Source organism: Paenibacillus sp. GCM10027629 (genome assembly GCF_042676425.1).
In the GTDB taxonomy this organism is placed as follows: domain Bacteria; phylum Bacillota; class Bacilli; order Paenibacillales; family Paenibacillaceae; genus Paenibacillus_K; species Paenibacillus_K terrigena.
In genome coordinates this window covers 496,785-512,713 of the sequence record NZ_JBHTGZ010000012.1, presented here as the reverse complement: position 1 = coordinate 512,713, position 15,929 = coordinate 496,785, and the positions used below count along the sequence as shown (strand labels likewise).

14 protein-coding genes are annotated in these 15,929 nt (G+C 47.4%); 10 read left to right on the top strand and 4 right to left on the bottom strand.

What is annotated here, in order from left to right:
* Positions 1-41 precede the first annotated feature (41 nt).
* Positions 42-1,379, top strand: coding sequence for a DRTGG domain-containing protein (locus ACFQZR_RS22920; protein WP_314586930.1), 1,338 nt, complete (start codon positions 42-44; stop codon positions 1,377-1,379).
* 92 nt (positions 1,380-1,471) lie between these two features.
* Here the strand turns inward: ACFQZR_RS22920 and ACFQZR_RS22915 are convergent, their stop codons facing one another.
* Genes ACFQZR_RS22915 through ACFQZR_RS22905 form a run of 3 tightly spaced genes read right to left on the bottom strand, consistent with a single transcriptional unit; the run spans position 1,472 to position 2,664 of the window.
* Complete coding sequence (locus tag ACFQZR_RS22915; protein ID WP_379350236.1) at positions 1,472-1,774, bottom strand: YtpI family protein; 303 nt, start codon at positions 1,772-1,774, stop codon at positions 1,472-1,474.
* A gap of 55 nt (positions 1,775-1,829) precedes the next feature.
* Positions 1,830-2,330: a sporulation membrane protein YtrI gene (locus ACFQZR_RS22910; RefSeq protein ID WP_379350234.1), complete on the bottom strand. Its 501-nt coding sequence runs from the start codon at positions 2,328-2,330 to the stop codon at positions 1,830-1,832.
* Between the two features lie 7 nt (positions 2,331-2,337).
* Positions 2,338-2,664: a YtrH family sporulation protein gene (locus ACFQZR_RS22905; RefSeq protein WP_018756086.1), complete on the bottom strand. Its 327-nt coding sequence runs from the start codon at positions 2,662-2,664 to the stop codon at positions 2,338-2,340.
* 101 nt (positions 2,665-2,765) lie between these two features.
* Between ACFQZR_RS22905 and ACFQZR_RS22900 the strand changes: the two genes are divergently transcribed.
* The 8 genes from ACFQZR_RS22900 (at position 2,766) to ACFQZR_RS22865 (ending at position 12,466) form a co-directional block, all read left to right on the top strand.
* On the top strand, positions 2,766-6,386 hold the full coding sequence (locus ACFQZR_RS22900) for a DNA polymerase III subunit alpha (protein ID WP_379350231.1): 3,621 nt from the start codon (positions 2,766-2,768) through the stop codon (positions 6,384-6,386).
* 853 nt (positions 6,387-7,239) lie between these two features.
* Complete coding sequence (locus ACFQZR_RS22895; protein ID WP_379350229.1) at positions 7,240-7,743, top strand: phosphatidylglycerophosphatase A family protein; 504 nt, start codon at positions 7,240-7,242, stop codon at positions 7,741-7,743.
* A gap of 86 nt (positions 7,744-7,829) precedes the next feature.
* A complete protein-coding gene (locus ACFQZR_RS22890; RefSeq protein ID WP_018756083.1) occupies positions 7,830-8,018 on the top strand; it encodes a hypothetical protein in 189 nt (62 codons plus the stop codon).
* A 65-nt stretch (positions 8,019-8,083) separates the two neighbouring features.
* Positions 8,084-8,989, top strand: a complete 906-nt coding sequence (gene accD / locus ACFQZR_RS22885; protein ID WP_018756082.1) for an acetyl-CoA carboxylase, carboxyltransferase subunit beta — start codon at positions 8,084-8,086, stop codon at positions 8,987-8,989.
* Positions 8,979-9,941, top strand: coding sequence for an acetyl-CoA carboxylase carboxyltransferase subunit alpha (locus ACFQZR_RS22880; protein ID WP_379350226.1), 963 nt, complete (start codon positions 8,979-8,981; stop codon positions 9,939-9,941). Before accD ends, ACFQZR_RS22880 begins: the two co-directional genes overlap by 11 nt.
* Positions 9,942-10,070: 129 nt before the next feature.
* Positions 10,071-11,495: a pyruvate kinase gene (pyk, locus tag ACFQZR_RS22875; RefSeq protein ID WP_379350223.1), complete on the top strand. Its 1,425-nt coding sequence runs from the start codon at positions 10,071-10,073 to the stop codon at positions 11,493-11,495.
* An 82-nt stretch (positions 11,496-11,577) separates the two neighbouring features.
* On the top strand, positions 11,578-12,081 hold the full coding sequence (locus tag ACFQZR_RS22870; RefSeq protein ID WP_379350221.1) for an acyl-CoA thioesterase: 504 nt from the start codon (positions 11,578-11,580) through the stop codon (positions 12,079-12,081).
* Positions 12,074-12,466: an FxsA family protein gene (locus ACFQZR_RS22865; protein WP_379350219.1), complete on the top strand. Its 393-nt coding sequence runs from the start codon at positions 12,074-12,076 to the stop codon at positions 12,464-12,466. Before ACFQZR_RS22870 ends, ACFQZR_RS22865 begins: the two co-directional genes overlap by 8 nt.
* Here the strand turns inward: ACFQZR_RS22865 and ytvI are convergent.
* Positions 12,463-13,584, bottom strand: a complete 1,122-nt coding sequence (ytvI, locus tag ACFQZR_RS22860; protein ID WP_379350217.1) for a sporulation integral membrane protein YtvI — start codon at positions 13,582-13,584, stop codon at positions 12,463-12,465. The two genes, ACFQZR_RS22865 and ytvI, sit on opposite strands and share 4 nt — an antisense overlap.
* A gap of 196 nt (positions 13,585-13,780) precedes the next feature.
* Here ytvI and ppk1 point away from each other — a divergent pair, with 196 nt between their 5' ends.
* A complete protein-coding gene (gene ppk1, locus ACFQZR_RS22855) occupies positions 13,781-15,865 on the top strand; it encodes a polyphosphate kinase 1 (protein WP_379350215.1) in 2,085 nt (694 codons plus the stop codon).
* The last annotated feature ends 64 nt before the right edge of the window (positions 15,866-15,929 follow it).

Sequence of the window (15,929 nt, the reverse complement as noted above, 5' to 3'; positions counted from 1 at the left end):
ACTAGTGAAATAGTACAGATTCGGATTCGAGGTGATACAGCGTGGATTTTCATGAAGAGACGCTCACAAAGCATGAGCTGTTGTTGCAGCATATTGAAGGACTGAAGGTTGGTTCCAAAATATCGGTTCGAAAGCTCGCCAAAGAAATGCAGGTCAGTGAGGGAACAGCTTACCGCGCCGTAAAGGAAGCAGAAAATATCGGTTACGTCTTAACGAAAGATCGGATTGGAACGATTCGGGTCGATAAGGCTTCACGCCGTCATTTATCTGAGCATTTAACCTTCGAGGAGGTCGTCAAAATCGTTGGCGGGCACGTTCTCGGAGGCTCCAAAGGGCTCGTCAAACCGCTACACAAATATGTGATCGGTGCGATGGAGCTGGAGGATATGCTCGGCTATATTGACGCGGGAAGCCTATTGATCGTTGGTAACCGGCAGAGCGCGCATCGTTTAGCCTTGCAGCAAGGCGCAGGCGTGCTCATTACAGGGGGATTTGAGGCGAGCCGTGAGGTGAAGCTGATTGCCGATGCGCTCGATTTGCCGATTATCTCGTGTAAGCACGATACGTTTACTGTTGCTTCGCTCATTAACCGGGCGATCTATGACCGGTTGATCAAGAAAAAAATTATGCTGATTGAAGACATCGTTGAGCTCGGCAAAAAAGTGAATGCATTGAAATCGCACAGTACCATTGGGGATTTCCAAGAGCTGCGCGAACGGACAGGTCAATCCAGATTCCCGGTGGTCGATGAATGGAACCATGTCATCGGGATGATCACGTACAAAGATATCTCCGGATTGCAGCCGGATCATGTCATCGACAAGCATTACACGCGGAATCCGATCACGGTTACCATGAGTACTTCCCTGGCCTCTGCCGCCCATATGATGGCGTGGGAAGGTATCGAAGTACTGCCGATCGTCGATCGCAATCGCAAGCTGCTCTCGACCGCGACGCGGAAGCAGGTTCTTCAGGCGATGCGGGATGCACAGAAGCTGCCGCAGCTTGGAGAGACATTCGATGATCTCATCTGGAGCCACTTCGAGGAGGAGCGGGATGAGCAGAACAAGTTGTACTTCCGCGGCCAAGTGACACCGCAGATGTCAAGTCATTTGGGATCACTCTCCAAGGGTGTCTTTACGACCATTGTCACCCAAGCGGTGTACCGTTTCATTCGAGACGAGCGTCACACCGATCATGACGTGGAGAACATGACATTCTACTTTTTAAGACCCGTTCAGATTGAGAAGGAAATGACGGTTCGCGTTGAAATGATCGAGGCAAGTCGACGATTCTGTAAGGTCGATGTCGTCGTGAAATGTGATGATCAAATCGTCTGCAAGGTGATGATAACGGCGCAGGCTTTTGGCGAGGCATGAGTTCATTCGAATAGTAAGAAGGTACACAAATAACCCCCTTGTCACATCGGATGAAGATGCGAGCAAGAGGGTTATTAATCGTTGAACAGCTGTTAGGCGTTATTATTCATTTTGTTGAAATGGCTGTAGTTTCGCAGTCCTGCATAAATGTTGAAGCATCCGAGAAGTAAGAACAATGCACCGATCACGACGCGTGTCGATGAACCGCTGAACATGAACAGTTGGATGACTGCGAGCAGGATCAACATGGCGCCAAGACTTATATTCATTCGTGCCCCGTATAAGCCGCGTTGCATGGAATCCTTGGAGCGATGCGACTTCCAGCTATTGAATACGGAGAAGCCAAGTGAAATAGCAAGCAGGAAGTAGAGAACGATGAAGATTGTGCCTGTCATATGTATTGTAGCCCCTTTTTTTCGTCAATTGCTCCGTCTATTGTAACATATTTCCTCAAGGGATATCATGGCGTTTTGCGTCGACCCAAATTTGTAACAATCCATCATTGACGAGCATCGTTCGGATTTGGATTTTGAAGTCTTGATCATGGATGTCTTTGTAGACTTTATGTTTAATTAGCTCGCTGGCGAATTTGGCGTCAGAGCTTATTTTGAACATGTCGCGTCCTAAGAAGATATGCAGATCTTCACGTATTTGTTTCTTGAGCTCATTTTCTATTTCTAGATCGATTTGGTCTTTTTCATTCGCTTGCTTGATAATATAGACTTGAATTTTACGGATGGACGTGTGCTGATTCTTATATTTGTTGAGTGCTTCAATATCGGCTTTATATTGCTCGATTTGTGCACGCAAATCACTGTTAATATTCGTAAGGTGCGTGAATTGGAGGTGAAAGAAACCATTGTACACAGCGCTTCCGACGATCATTCCGCAGAGGAAGATGGCGACGAAGCGCATCAGATGGCGATATCGGCTAAAAGGCGGCACTCGCATCGGGAACCTACCCTCGCTCTCGGCAGATCCAGGCTACAAGCTCTGTCGCCATATGGGCACCTAGAAAGGCACAGATAATATAGAGAATTTGTTTGATGGCGGGTGATAGATTGCCGTCGAAAAAATTGCTCTCAATGACGCGCAATGGATCAATGGTTCCGCCCACAGCAGCGGCAAGCGCCCATATTTTGAGTGATTTGGCGACATTCAGCATCGTAAGCGTTGGCGGCTGTAATGCAATAACAGCCCCGATGCCGCCGAGCATTGCGCCCCCGAGTACAATGCCAAAAGCAATGAAAAAATCTAATAATGCCTTGGTTGCGAAGGATTCCATTCTAAATTCGGCTCCTTTCCTCTCTGTTTGCGCCCCGTTATCGTGTATACTTAAGCTTATGGGTGTTGTCCAAGGAATAGACTAGAAAGAGAGGACAGGCGATGAGCGGATTTGTACATTTGCATGTTCATAGTGAATATAGCTTACTAGACGGCGCGGCGCGGATTGACAAGATGGTGGAACAAGCTGCACGCCTCGGTATGAAGTCACTCGCATTAACAGATCACGGTGTAATGTATGGCGTGGTTCCTTTTTATAAAGCATGTGTTCAGCATGGTATTCAGCCGATCATCGGCTGTGAAGCGTATTTGACGACGGGTTCGATGAAGGATAAGGGAACGCGTCAGGAGAATCCGATCTATCATCTTATTTTGCTCGCGAAGAATGAACAAGGGTATCGGAACTTGATGAAGCTCTGTTCACTCGGGCATTTAGAAGGATTTCATTATAAACCGCGCATTGATCTCACGGTGCTGCGGCAGTATTCAGAAGGGATTATCTGCCTGAGTGCTTGTCTTGGTGGAGAGATTCCGCAGCATTTATTACATGGTCGACATGAGGAAGCAAAAGCTTCAGCGCTGCGATATAAGGATATTTTCGGCGAAGATTTCTATTTGGAGCTTCAAGACCATGGGATTTCAGAGCAGAAGCGGGTAAATCCGCAGTTGATCGCATTAAGCGAAGAGACAGGCATTCCGCTCGTAGTGACGAATGATGTGCATTATATTGCGCCTGAGGATGCGGCGATGCAGGATGTCTTGATCTGTATTGGGACGGGCAAAACAGTCGACGCCGAAGACCGGCTTCGAATCACGACGGATCAGTTGTATTTGAAAAGTGAAGAGGAGATGGCCAAGTTATTTCCTCATGTCCCGGAAGCGATTGCAAATACGGAGAGGATCGCGGCCAAGTGTGCCGATCTGAAGCTTGAATTCGGTCGTTCGATTCTCCCCGCATTTCAACCGATCCCAGAGGGGCAGACAGCGGGACAGTATTTGGCGGAGTTGTGTGAAGAAGGACTTGAACGCCGTTATGGTTCGTTACCAATCTGGGAGGATTCGTCGTACCGGGAGACAGTATGGCAACGGCTTCGATATGAGCTGGATGTTATTGCTCGAATGGGGTATTCCGATTATTTTCTCATCGTATGGGATTTCATTCGATTCGCTCATGAGAACGGGATTGCGACTGGTCCGGGACGGGGATCGTCTGCCGGCAGCTTGGTCGCCTACGTTCTGAATATTACCGATGTGGACCCGATTAAATATAAGCTATTGTTCGAGCGGTTCTTGAATCCTGCGCGGGTGACGATGCCTGATATCGATATCGATTTTAGCGATTTGCGGCGAGATGAAGTGATTGACTACGTTGTGCGAAAGTATGGCTCTGAACATGTGGCCCAGATCATTACGTTCGGAACGATGGCGGCTCGCGCAGCGGTCAGGGACGTCGGTCGCGTACTCAATATACCTTTTGGTGAAGTTGACCGTGTGGCCAAAATGATCCCGAATCAGCTTGGGGTTACGATTGAAGAGGCGCTGCGACTTAACCCGGATTTGGCTTCGCTTCAAGACCGCAGTGAGCGGGTTATGGAACTGGTTCATATGGCGATGAAAGTGGAAGGTATGCCGCGCCATGCTTCGACGCACGCCGCAGGGGTTGTTATATCGGAGGAGCCGCTTACACATTACGTGCCGCTGCAGGAAGGGTCGGAGACGACGGCGCTAACGCAATATTCCATGGAAAATCTAGAGGCTGTGGGTCTGCTCAAAATGGATTTTCTCGGTTTGCGGACATTATCGATCATTGAAAGAACGCTGGCATGGATTCGTGAGGAGACGGGACAGTCGATTGATTTCCACGAGGTACCGGATGACGATCCGGATACGTACGCGATGCTAGGACATGGGGATACGACAGGGATCTTTCAGTTGGAGTCTTCCGGGGTTCGAAGAGTGTTGAAAGACCTTAAACCATCCGAATTCGAAGATATCGTCTCGGTCGTTGCGTTATATCGTCCAGGTCCGATGGAATTCATTCCGAAGTATATTCAGGGGAAGCACGGGCAGATCGAAGTGGAATACCCGCATCCATCACTAGAGCCGATTCTGAAGGATACGTACGGGATCATTGTGTACCAAGAGCAAATTATGCAGATCGCTTCGCAGATGGCGGGCTTCACGCTCGGTGAAGCGGATTTATTACGTCGTGCCGTATCGAAGAAGAAAAGGGAAGTGCTCGATGAACAGCGCGCACATTTCGTGACAGGGAGTATTGGAGAAGGGTTTACGGAAGAGGAAGCGAATCATGTATATGATATGATTGTTCGCTTCGCCGATTACGGATTCCCGCGCGCGCATGCGGCAGCATACGGTGTATTGGCGTTCCAGACCGCTTATCTGAAAGCCCATTATCCGGTGCAATTCATGTCATCGATGCTTGCATCGGTGATGGGAAATCACCGAAAAGTGGCGGAGTATGTGGATGCATCCAAGCATATGGGCATAGATGTGCTGCCTCCCGATGTGAACGAGAGTGGTGTGTTATTCACACCTGTTGCTTTTGAGGATGGGCGGCAAGCGATTCGGTTTGGCCTTGCTGCGATTAAAAATGTTGGTACGCAAGCCATTGAGAGCATTATGAAGGAGCGGGAAGAACGGCCGTATGACAGTCTGATTGATTTCTGCCGCCGTATTGACCTGCGTGTGTGCAATAAGCGGGTGTTGGAGTCGCTGATCCAAGGCGGAGCGCTCGATTCGCTGCCAGGGCACCGGGCGCAGCTCATTGCCATGCTCGATGAGACCGTGGAAGCCGCGGTGAAATGGCGCAAAGAACGTGATGATCTCCAAATCCAGTTGTTCGGATTCATTGAAGTGAATAACTGGTCCATTGAATACCCGGACATTCGTCCATATACGATAACGCAGCAGTTGGAATTTGAACGGGAACTGCTTGGTCTTTATATTTCAGGACATCCCTTGGATGATCATGATGAAATGTTATCCAAGCTTGAGCTCGATCGACTCATGGATCTAACGGAAGCGCCTGATGAGAGTGAAGTGGTCGTCGCGGGGATGGTCGTATCGTTGAAGCAGATCTCGACGAAGCAGGGCAAGATGATGGGCTTTATGGAGCTCGAGGATCGTATATCTCGGACGGAAGTGGTACTCTTCCCGAAAGTGTGGGAGCGATGCCATGATCTGATCGACAAAGGCGCCCTGCTCGCGGTTCGTGCCAAGCTGCAGCAGCAAGACGAAGACTTCAAGCTGCTGGCTGACGACGTCGCGCCGCTTGACGCCGGCGCGATCCAGGCACTGCTGCGGCGTCGCAGGCCGCAGCAACAGCGCGAGCTGCCTGCTGCCGCTGGGCGGCCAGGCAGCAGCACCGCGCCGCGCGCGAGCGCCCCGCAAGGCGGCGCAGCGCAGGCGGCACCGCCCGCACCGCAGCCGAGCGGAGCATCGGCTCGCGGCGCGGTAGGCAAGCACGCGCATGCGGGGCAGCGCGTGTATATCAAGATCGCCGCCGATCGCGAGACGGCGACGATCCTGGCGCAGCTCAAGGAGCTGCTGCAGGAGCATTCAGGACAGATGCCGACGGTCCTGTTCTATGAGCGGGAGCAGAAGGCGATGGCGCTGAGCGAGGCGTTCCATACGAAGCCTTCGCCGATTCTGCTGCAGCAGGTTGAGGCGCTTCTCGGCCCCTCAACCATCCGCATCAAATAGTCGACCTTTGATCGCGATGTTTATTCTTTGTAGTCTACTCGACGTCGAATCTTGCGTTCACCTTCGAAGTCCGGTACTCATGTAGGCTTATCCTACACTGCGTTCCTCCTCTTCAGGTTTACGCAACCTTCTCGGCGCTGAAAGGTCTTTTGCGGGCGGCTTTTGATCACGAAGATGAATCAGGATGATTACTCGACATCGAATCTTGCGCTCAAACTCGAAGTGCGGTATTCATTTAGGTTTTGCCTAAACTCTGTTCCTCCTACAAGTTTTCCGGAGGAAAACTCGCTTCGGAAGCCTGGCTTCGTTTTCACGCAACCTTCTCGGTGCTGAAAAGCCCCTGCGGCTTTTGATCACGAAGTATTTTCGAGGAAGTTTACTCTGCGTCGAATCTTGCGTTCAAACTAGAAGGTAGGTACGTCTATGCGACGCTCGCATCAGCGTGTAACGAATCGTAGACGCGTTATTCGTACAAATAACGGTTGATTTTCAGTCTAAGGAACTCCAGTAGCGTTATTGCGCTCAAAAGTTATGATTTCATGCAATTTTAGAGGAAATAACGATCTTGGAGTTCCTTAGCGAGTCTGTAGACTGTTTTGATACGAATAAGGCTTAAGGAGTTCGTTAGTAGTAGATGTGATCCGAGCAATTGATCCGGTTTTGTGCAAGGTGAATAGCCTGACTTTCAATCTTATGGTTGCTCATCCTATATTAAGGAAATATTGGTGATAAGCACCTTGAAAACAACGCATTCTTTCAATTTTAAAAAAATAAATTTTTACGTTTCTATGAACATTTGATCTTCCATCTGCATACATTTAGGTTACACTCAAAGGACAGGTGGGAGAAGCGTATGTCATATGAAATCGTAGTAAAAATGCTGGAGCGGCGCGGAGTTACGATTCAATCGATTACGGAAATTGTTCACAAGCTGCAGATTGCATATAACCCTAGATTAACCATGAAAGATTGTGAAGATAGTGTGATTGCGGTATTGCATAAGCGGGAAGTCCAATATACACTGTATACCGGCATTGCTTTGGATGAACTTGCAGAGCAGAAGAAGCTGCCGCAGCCATTGCAAGCCATTATGGAAGCGGATGAATCCCTTTTTGGCGTTGATGAGACACTCGCTCTCGGCATTACGAATGTATACGGGATGATCGGGTTGACAAGCTTTGGCTATTTGGATAAAGAGAAGATAGGAATCATTCATCAACTAAATTCGAAGGGTCCGCATATTCATGTTTTTCTGGATGATCTTGTTGCTGGGTTAGCCGCAGCGGCATCAGCCAGAATCGCGCATGCCGACCCGCGGGCCATTGCATATCCACTGAATCCTCCCGATGCTACGTAAGAAGCATTCTTGATGTTAAAATGGGAGTTATGTTATCATTATTGCATTAATTGGGCTAATTTGTGAGGTTAAGGAGGACGAAGCGCATGTGGACGGTTATTTATATTGCTCCTACAGCGAAGATTGCAGACAGACTGAAGTCGAAACTGTCCGAAGAAGGTTTTTTGGTGCAAGTCCGCCCTATTAATCTATCGAAGCAGCAGTTTGAAATTTTAGTTCCTTCAGGCGAACTGGAGGAAGTTCAAGAAGTATTGAACTCAATATTAAATTCGTAATAGATACTATTTATTCGAACTATTCGAAATAGGTAACAAAAATAAGGCTTTTGTGGGGTGTAGTTGTGTTAAAAGACTTATTCCAGAAAAAAAGAAAGTACGCAACAGTTCCTTCCGAACGCACGGTACGCACGGGCGGGGCGGAAGAAGGCGAGCGTCCGAAACGCGAAATTCCTGAAGGACTTATGAATAAGTGCTCCAAATGCGGCACGATTCACTTTACGAAGGAATTAGAGAAGAGTCTTATGGTGTGTTCGAACTGTGGACATCATATGCGTCTAAGTGCAAGAGATCGTATTGCGCTTACGGTCGACGAAGGTCGCTTCTTCGAATACGATGCGAATATGATTTCGGAAGACCCATTGGAATTCCCTGGCTATACCAAGAAAGTAGAGCAGCAAAAGGCCAATTCCGGTCTACAAGAAGCGGTTGTAACCGGTGAAGGAACGATCGGAGGGTATCCGGTCGTCCTTGCCGTTATGAGCTTCGATTTCTTCAGCGGTAGTATGGGTAGCGTTGTCGGCGAGAAAGTGACGCGCGCTATTGAGACGGCAATGCAGAAGAAATATCCACTTATTATCTTCTCGACTTCCGGCGGTGCACGGATGCAAGAAGGGATCATTAGCCTCATGCAAATGGCGAAGACGAGCGCGGCACTTGCGAAATTCCATGAACAAGGCGGGCTCTATATTTCTGTCTTCACCGATCCGACCTTTGGTGGGGTATCGGCGAGCTTTGCGATGCTGGGCGACTTCATTTTGGCCGAGCCTGGCGCGAGTGCAGGCTTTGCGGGTCGTATTGTTATCGAACAGACGATTCGCCAGAAGCTGCCTGATAACTTCCAGACGGCGGAGTTTAACATGAAGCATGGACAACTCGACATGGTCGTTCATCGCAAAGATATGCGGAGTACATTGACCAAATTGCTTGATTTCCACACGGTGAAGGGGGATGTTTCACATGGCGAATGAAATGCCTTTTGAGACGGCTCTCGTCGAAATGCGCAAAAAAATTGATGAACTGAAGCAATTTGGCTCAGAGAAGGGTATCGATTTCACGGATGAAATTGCGCGCCTTGAAGAGCGTTATAAGCAATTAGAGGAAGAAGTGTACACGAACATATCCCCTTCTCAGAAAATGCATCTTGCACGTCATCAGGGGCGCCCGACATCGCTTGACTTCATTCAAGCGATTTTTACCGACTTCATGGAACTTCATGGTGATCGGTTGTACGGCGATGATATGGCCATTGTAGGCGGTTTAGCGAAATTAAACGGCTTGCCGGTTACAGTTATTGGACACCAACGCGGGAAAGATATGAAAGATAATATCGCGCGTTTCTTTGGGAGCCCGCATCCTGAAGGATTCCGCAAAGCGCTTCGTTTGATGCAGCAAGCGGACAAGTTTAACCGTCCGATCATTACGTTTATCGATACCAAAGGCGCTTACCCAGGGAACACCGCTGAAGAACGCGGGCAATCGGAAGCTATCGCACGAAATTTACGTGATATGATGCTGCTTCGGGTACCGATTATTTGCGTTGTGATCGGGGAAGGCGGAAGCGGCGGCGCACTTGCACTCGGCGTTGGGAATCGCGTGATCATGCTAGAGAATGCGATTTATTCCGCAATTTCACCGAATGGTGCGGCTTCAATTTTATGGAAAGACGCAGGCAAAGCCGATCAAGCGGCAGAAGCTCTAAAGATCACAGCTTCCGATTTGCTACGGATGGAAATTATTGAGGAGATCGTTCCAGAACCTCGTGGAGGCGCACACAAAGATTTGACTTCGCAGGCGGAATGGATCAAGATTGCCATAGAGAAACAATTATCTGAGTTAAGAGAAATGTCGACCGAACAATTACTTGAAGACCGTTATCATAAATTTCGGAAAATTGGTAAGTTTACCTTTGATGAAGTTTAATGATTGGCCGAAGGTTCAGTTGGAGAGACTGATGATATTGTAGTTATGACAATTCTCATGTACAAAAATGCTATTTTGTTGTAAATTTATTAGTTGTGAAGAGATGCTTTGAAAACGGAGGAAACCATAATGCGCAAAACTAAAATTGTATGTACGATCGGACCATCCAGCGAATCCCTAGAGAATACAAAGAAATTGATTCTAGCTGGCATGAATGTAGCACGTCTTAATTTTTCCCATGGTGATTTTGAAGAGCACGGCAATCGAATCAAGACGATTCGTCAAGCCTGCCAGGAATTAAATAAAACGGTTGCGATTCTACTAGACACGAAAGGTCCTGAGATTCGTACTGGTAAATTGGCTGTTGAGCCGATCGAATTGGTTCAAGACGAATTCATTACATTAACGACAGAAGAAATCCTTGGCGATAAAGATCGCATTTCGGTTACATATGAACAGTTGCCGAATGATGTCGAAGTTGGATCCACGATTCTTATCGATGACGGTCTAATTGGTCTAACGGTTACTGAGGTCCAAGGAACTGAAATCAAGTGTAAAATTGTGAATGGCGGCACAATCAAGAGCAAGAAAGGTGTTAACGTTCCAGGCGTTAAAATTTCTTTGCCAGGGATCACAGAAAAAGATGCAAGCGATATTCGCTTCGGGATTGAGCAAGGAATCGACTTCATCGCGGCTTCGTTCGTTCGTAAAGCTAGCGACGTGCTTGAAATTCGTGAATTGCTTGAGAAGCACAACGCTCAGCATATCCAAATCATCTCCAAAATCGAGAACCAACAAGGTGTTGACAACTTGGACGAAATCCTTGAAGTGTCTGACGGCCTAATGGTTGCTCGTGGTGACCTTGGTGTTGAGATCCCAGCTGAAGAAGTACCTCTTGCACAGAAATTGATGATCGAGAAATGTAATCGTGCAGGTAAGCCGGTTATCACAGCAACTCAAATGCTTGATTCCATGCAACGTAACCCAAGACCTACGCGCGCTGAAGCAAGTGACGTAGCGAATGCGATTTTCGACGGTACAGATGCAATCATGCTATCGGGTGAGACAGCAGCAGGGAAATATCCTGTTGAGTCCGTTGAGACGATGTCTCGTATTGCTGAGCGTGCAGAGTCAGCACTTCATTACCGTGAGCTGTTCTTCAAACAACGTTTAGCACAACAAGCTTCTGTTACAGAAGCGATCAGCCAAGCAGTTGCAAGCTCTGCATTAGATTTGGATGCGAAAGCAATCATCAGCTCGACACAATCCGGTTACACAGCGCGTATGGTATCCAAATACCGTCCAAAAGCACCGATTGTTGCTGTAACTCCTGAAGACCAAGTGATGCGTCGTCTTGCGTTAACTTGGGGTGTTATCCCGGTTAAAGGTGAAGTTGCAACATCGACAGACAGCATGTTCGACAGCGCGATCCAAGGTGGATTTAACTCCGGTCTTGTTGAAGAGGATGATCTTATCGTGATTACTGCTGGTGTACCAACAGGACAATCCGGTTCGACGAACTTGATCAAAGTTTGCCACGCGAAAAAACGTTAATTCATTATAGATAGCAAGTGAAAAAGGAAGAGCAATGGGACAAGCCATTGCTCTTTTTTTGCAAAAAAGGAGTCTTGGTACAATGATGGAAATGGAGCAATATAGCCGTTGGTTTTATACGCAATTACGGGTAAGATATCAAGAGACAGACCAGATGGGTGTCGTGTATCATGCGAATTACTTGAACTGGTTCGAAATTGGGCGTACAGAGCTCATTCGCGAGTTAGGAATCCAATACATTGATATCGAGAAACGTGGATTATTGCTGCCTGTGACGGAGTTAATGACAAAATTCCGGATGCCTGCGAGATATGATGACCAAATCACCGTATGTACCCGGATCGCTGCTTATAGTTCACGGAAGCTGCATTTCCAATCAGAGGTTCGCCTCTTCTCGGATGAGGAGCGCAATGCATTAGATTCCTCCCCATCGTCAACGATGCCTGAAGGCAAACTTCTCGTATCCGGTGAGACACACCATGTTTGGGTCAATCGCGATTTTCGTCCAGTGCGTATGGATAAGGAAGCGCCAGAACTATTTATCTGTTTAGAACAAGCAGTAGAAAGGATGGACCCGGATGCTTAGAAATAGCATATGGATCGTGTTAGCGGTTTTTGTCGTAGAAGCTTTTGGTATTACACTTGTAAGCAGCTGGATCGGTGGCCTCTACACCTTGCTCGTGATAGCTCTAACCTCTCTACTGGGTATTGCGATCACGCGATTTGAAGGCATGAAGGTGCTGGAAGATGCCAAGCGGCAAATGAGTGAGGGGAAAGTCCCTGGACGCACCTTTATTGACGGCATTTGTGTGCTCCTTGGCGGCTGGTTACTCATCATCCCTGGCTTTATTACAGATATTATTGGGTTTACGTTGGCATTTCCACTGACCCGGCCTTTTTACCGCTGGTTGATTCTGATGTGGATTATGAAGAAAATGCAGAATGGCAAATTTACAATTTATCGCCGTTAGATTTGACGACCGCCTCTGAAAATATAGTGCCATACGTCACGGAACACGTTCGCGCGTTGGATAGCGGATGCAATCACAAGTGTCACAGGACCAATGATAAGTCCCAGGATGCCGAAAAGCTGAAGTCCCACGAACATGGCGATTAGTGTAGGAAGTGGATTTAACCCCACGCTTGAAGCAAGCACTTTAGGCTCTACAATTTGTCTTGCAATGAGAACGACGCAATAGAGTATGCTGAGACCTATGGCTTGATTATGGTTTCCACTCATGTAAGAATAAGCAATCCACGGTATCATCGCGATTCCAACCCCGAGGTAAGGCATAAGGTCCAATAGTCCTATAAGTAATCCAATTGTAATCGCATATTGAATATGTAGGATAATGAGACCAATGATGACGACAATAGCTGTTAATGAGATGACGATAAACTGCGCTCGGAGATATCCGAATAGCGCTTTCTGAAGATCAACCCATATGATCGATATTGGCTGCTGGACACGTTCTGGCAGCCATTTGCGTACCCATCGCATGAGATCCGCCCAATCTTTACTGATAAAGAAGACGGCGAGGATCACCACGATGAAGATCGTTGCAATATTGGGGAGCGACGAGAGAATCGACAGGATACTGTTGAGCATGGAGCTGATGAGATTCGAGACGGCATCGGTCAAGGTTTGCGCTGTATGATTCATATTGTTATTGATTGTGTCCTGCACATTTCGGTTATTTTCATAGAATGAGCTGATTTGGGTGATGAATCTATTCAATTGTTCGTTCTCTAGAACGTTCACGAGCATATTTTTCAGATCATTAATACTGCCTTCGAGTGATTGCGAGAGGTTGAAGATCTCGATAATGATGCGTGTAATGACAGCGGACACGATGGTGAGCATGGTAACGACGAACCCGAGGATTGCGATGGTCACGGCAAGCCACCTTGGCATTTTCCCCTTTCGTTCGAGCATATTAACGATTGGATTCAGGAAATAAGCGATGATCCAAGCCAGAATGAACGGATAGATGAGTGGGGTTACCCAGTAAAGCGCATAAATAAACACAGTAAAGATGAATAACACCCAACAGCCGCGAAGGATTTTTTTAACAATTAAGTGATCCAAGGAGATCGCTCCTTTGAAGAATTTCCGATTTGGACTTGTCTATTGATATCTATGCTTGTTCCTTTCAAATCACGACTTTATTTTGCGTTTACACTCCGTTTACAAAATCTTAAAACTGTCCGAACATTCTTGATGGATAATAGACTCATTACAGAATTAAGGGGAATCCCTTGAGGAGAAAGGACTTCGGACACGGATGATTTCTGCAAAATATGTGAATCGTGACTTAAGCTGGTTGGAATTTAATCGCCGTGTTCTGGAAGAGGCGCAGGATCCAGAGACGCCGCTATTGGAACGGGTGAAATTTTTATCGATTGTATCAAGCAATTTGGATGAGTTTATGAGTGTGCGTGTCGCAGGGATTCATGATCAATTACGACTTGGATATCACAAAAAAGATTTTACCGGCTATACGCCTTCAGGGTTATTAAAACGCCTTATGAAGCGTACGAGTAAAGCGGTGACCGATCAGTATCGAACGTATCGTGAATTAATCCGGAGTTTGCATAAAGAAGGGTTGGTATTTACGACCTTTGATGATTTAAATAGTACGCAGCAGAAGGCCATGCAGATCTATTTTGATGAAATTGTATTCCCGGTATTAACTCCGATGGCGGTGGATCAGAGTCGGCCATTCCCTCTTGTTCATACGAACGAGCTGTATCTAGCTGTCGTGCTGCAGCGGAGAGTATATGGGCCGGATAAATTGCAGGAACCCGAACAGGAGCCGTTCTTTTCGGTCGTACAGGTCCCGTCGATCCTTCCGAGGTATATTCATGTACCTAATCGAACGAACAGCAAGAAGCAGGAATTCATCCTGTTAGAAGACTTGATCAAAGTACATATCGAGATTCTGTTCAGCGGCTATATTCCTGTTGCCGTTCATGGTTTCCGAATGACTAGGAACGCCGACCTGACACTGGATGAAGAAGGCGCAGAAGATTTGCTGGAAGAGATTGAGAAGGAGCTAAGGCGGCGGCGTTGGGGCGTTCCGGTCCGACTCGAAATTGAATCGGGGATGCACCCCTATGCACTTCAACTGCTTCAAGAAGAATTCGAAATTATGGAGCATGTGTTTACGATTGATGGTCCAATTGACTTAAGCTTTCTGATGAAGTTCGCAATGTCACTTCAGAATGCGGACCATCTGCGATATCCGAAGCTGGATCCGGTGTATCCGGATGAGCTCGTAGATGCCGATGATTTGTTCAGTGTGTTGAGGATGAAGGATGTGCTAATGTATCATCCTTACGAGTCATTTGATGTGGTGAACGATTTTATATGTCAAGCAGCGGATGACCCCGATGTGTTAGCGATCAAAATGACGCTATACCGCGTCTCAGGCAACTCTATTCTTGTCCAAGCGTTGGCGAGGGCCGCGGAATCCGGGAAGCAAGTGACCGTCGTCGTGGAGCTGAAGGCGCGATTCGATGAAGAACGGAATATTGCATGGGCACGTCAGCTCGAGAAAGCAGGCTGTCACGTCGTATACGGACTTGTGGGCTTAAAGACGCATGCGAAGATTACGCTTGTCGTAAGGCGCGAACAGTCTATGCTCCGTCGGTATGTCCATGTGGGGACAGGCAATTATAACGAAAATACGGCCAAGCTATACACGGATGTCGGTCTGTTCACATCCAATTCGGTAATCGGCGAAGATGCGTCGCTGCTGTTCAATGAGGTGACCGGATATTCTGCACCGCATGATTGGCAGGCGTTCGTCGTGGCACCGACAGAATTGAAGGACAAGCTAATCAGCAAAATCAAACGCGAAATGAAATGGGCCTCAGAAGGTAAAGAAGCGCATATCATCGCACAGATTAATTCTTTGTCCAATCAAGAAATGATCGATCAGCTCTACGCTGCTTCACAGATGGGTGTTCGAATTGATCTTATCGTTCGAGGGGTGTGCTGTTTAAGACCCGGAGTACCTGGCTTAAGTGAGAATATTCGTGTTATTAGCATTGTGGATCGTTTCTTGGAGCATTCCCGAATCATCTATTTCAAGAACGGCGAAGACGAAGAAGTATATTTATCGAGTGCCGATTGGATGACACGGAATTTGACGCGTCGTATTGAACTTATGTGTCCTGTGTTCGATAAGGCGCTCCGTAAGTCTTTGATTCGAATGCTGGATTTAAAATTAAGAGATAATTCAAAGGCAAGGGAATTGCAATTGAATGGTACATATATGCGTGTGAGACGGGAGAATCAAACATGCCGCAGTCAGTTCGAAGCAATGCATATTGAAGCATGGAAGTCTGTGCCCGTTCGTGTCTGATATTGAGAAAACCATAGGGCGAAAGAAATAACGCAAACAGGGTGTTCTTCGAGCTTGTGACAGT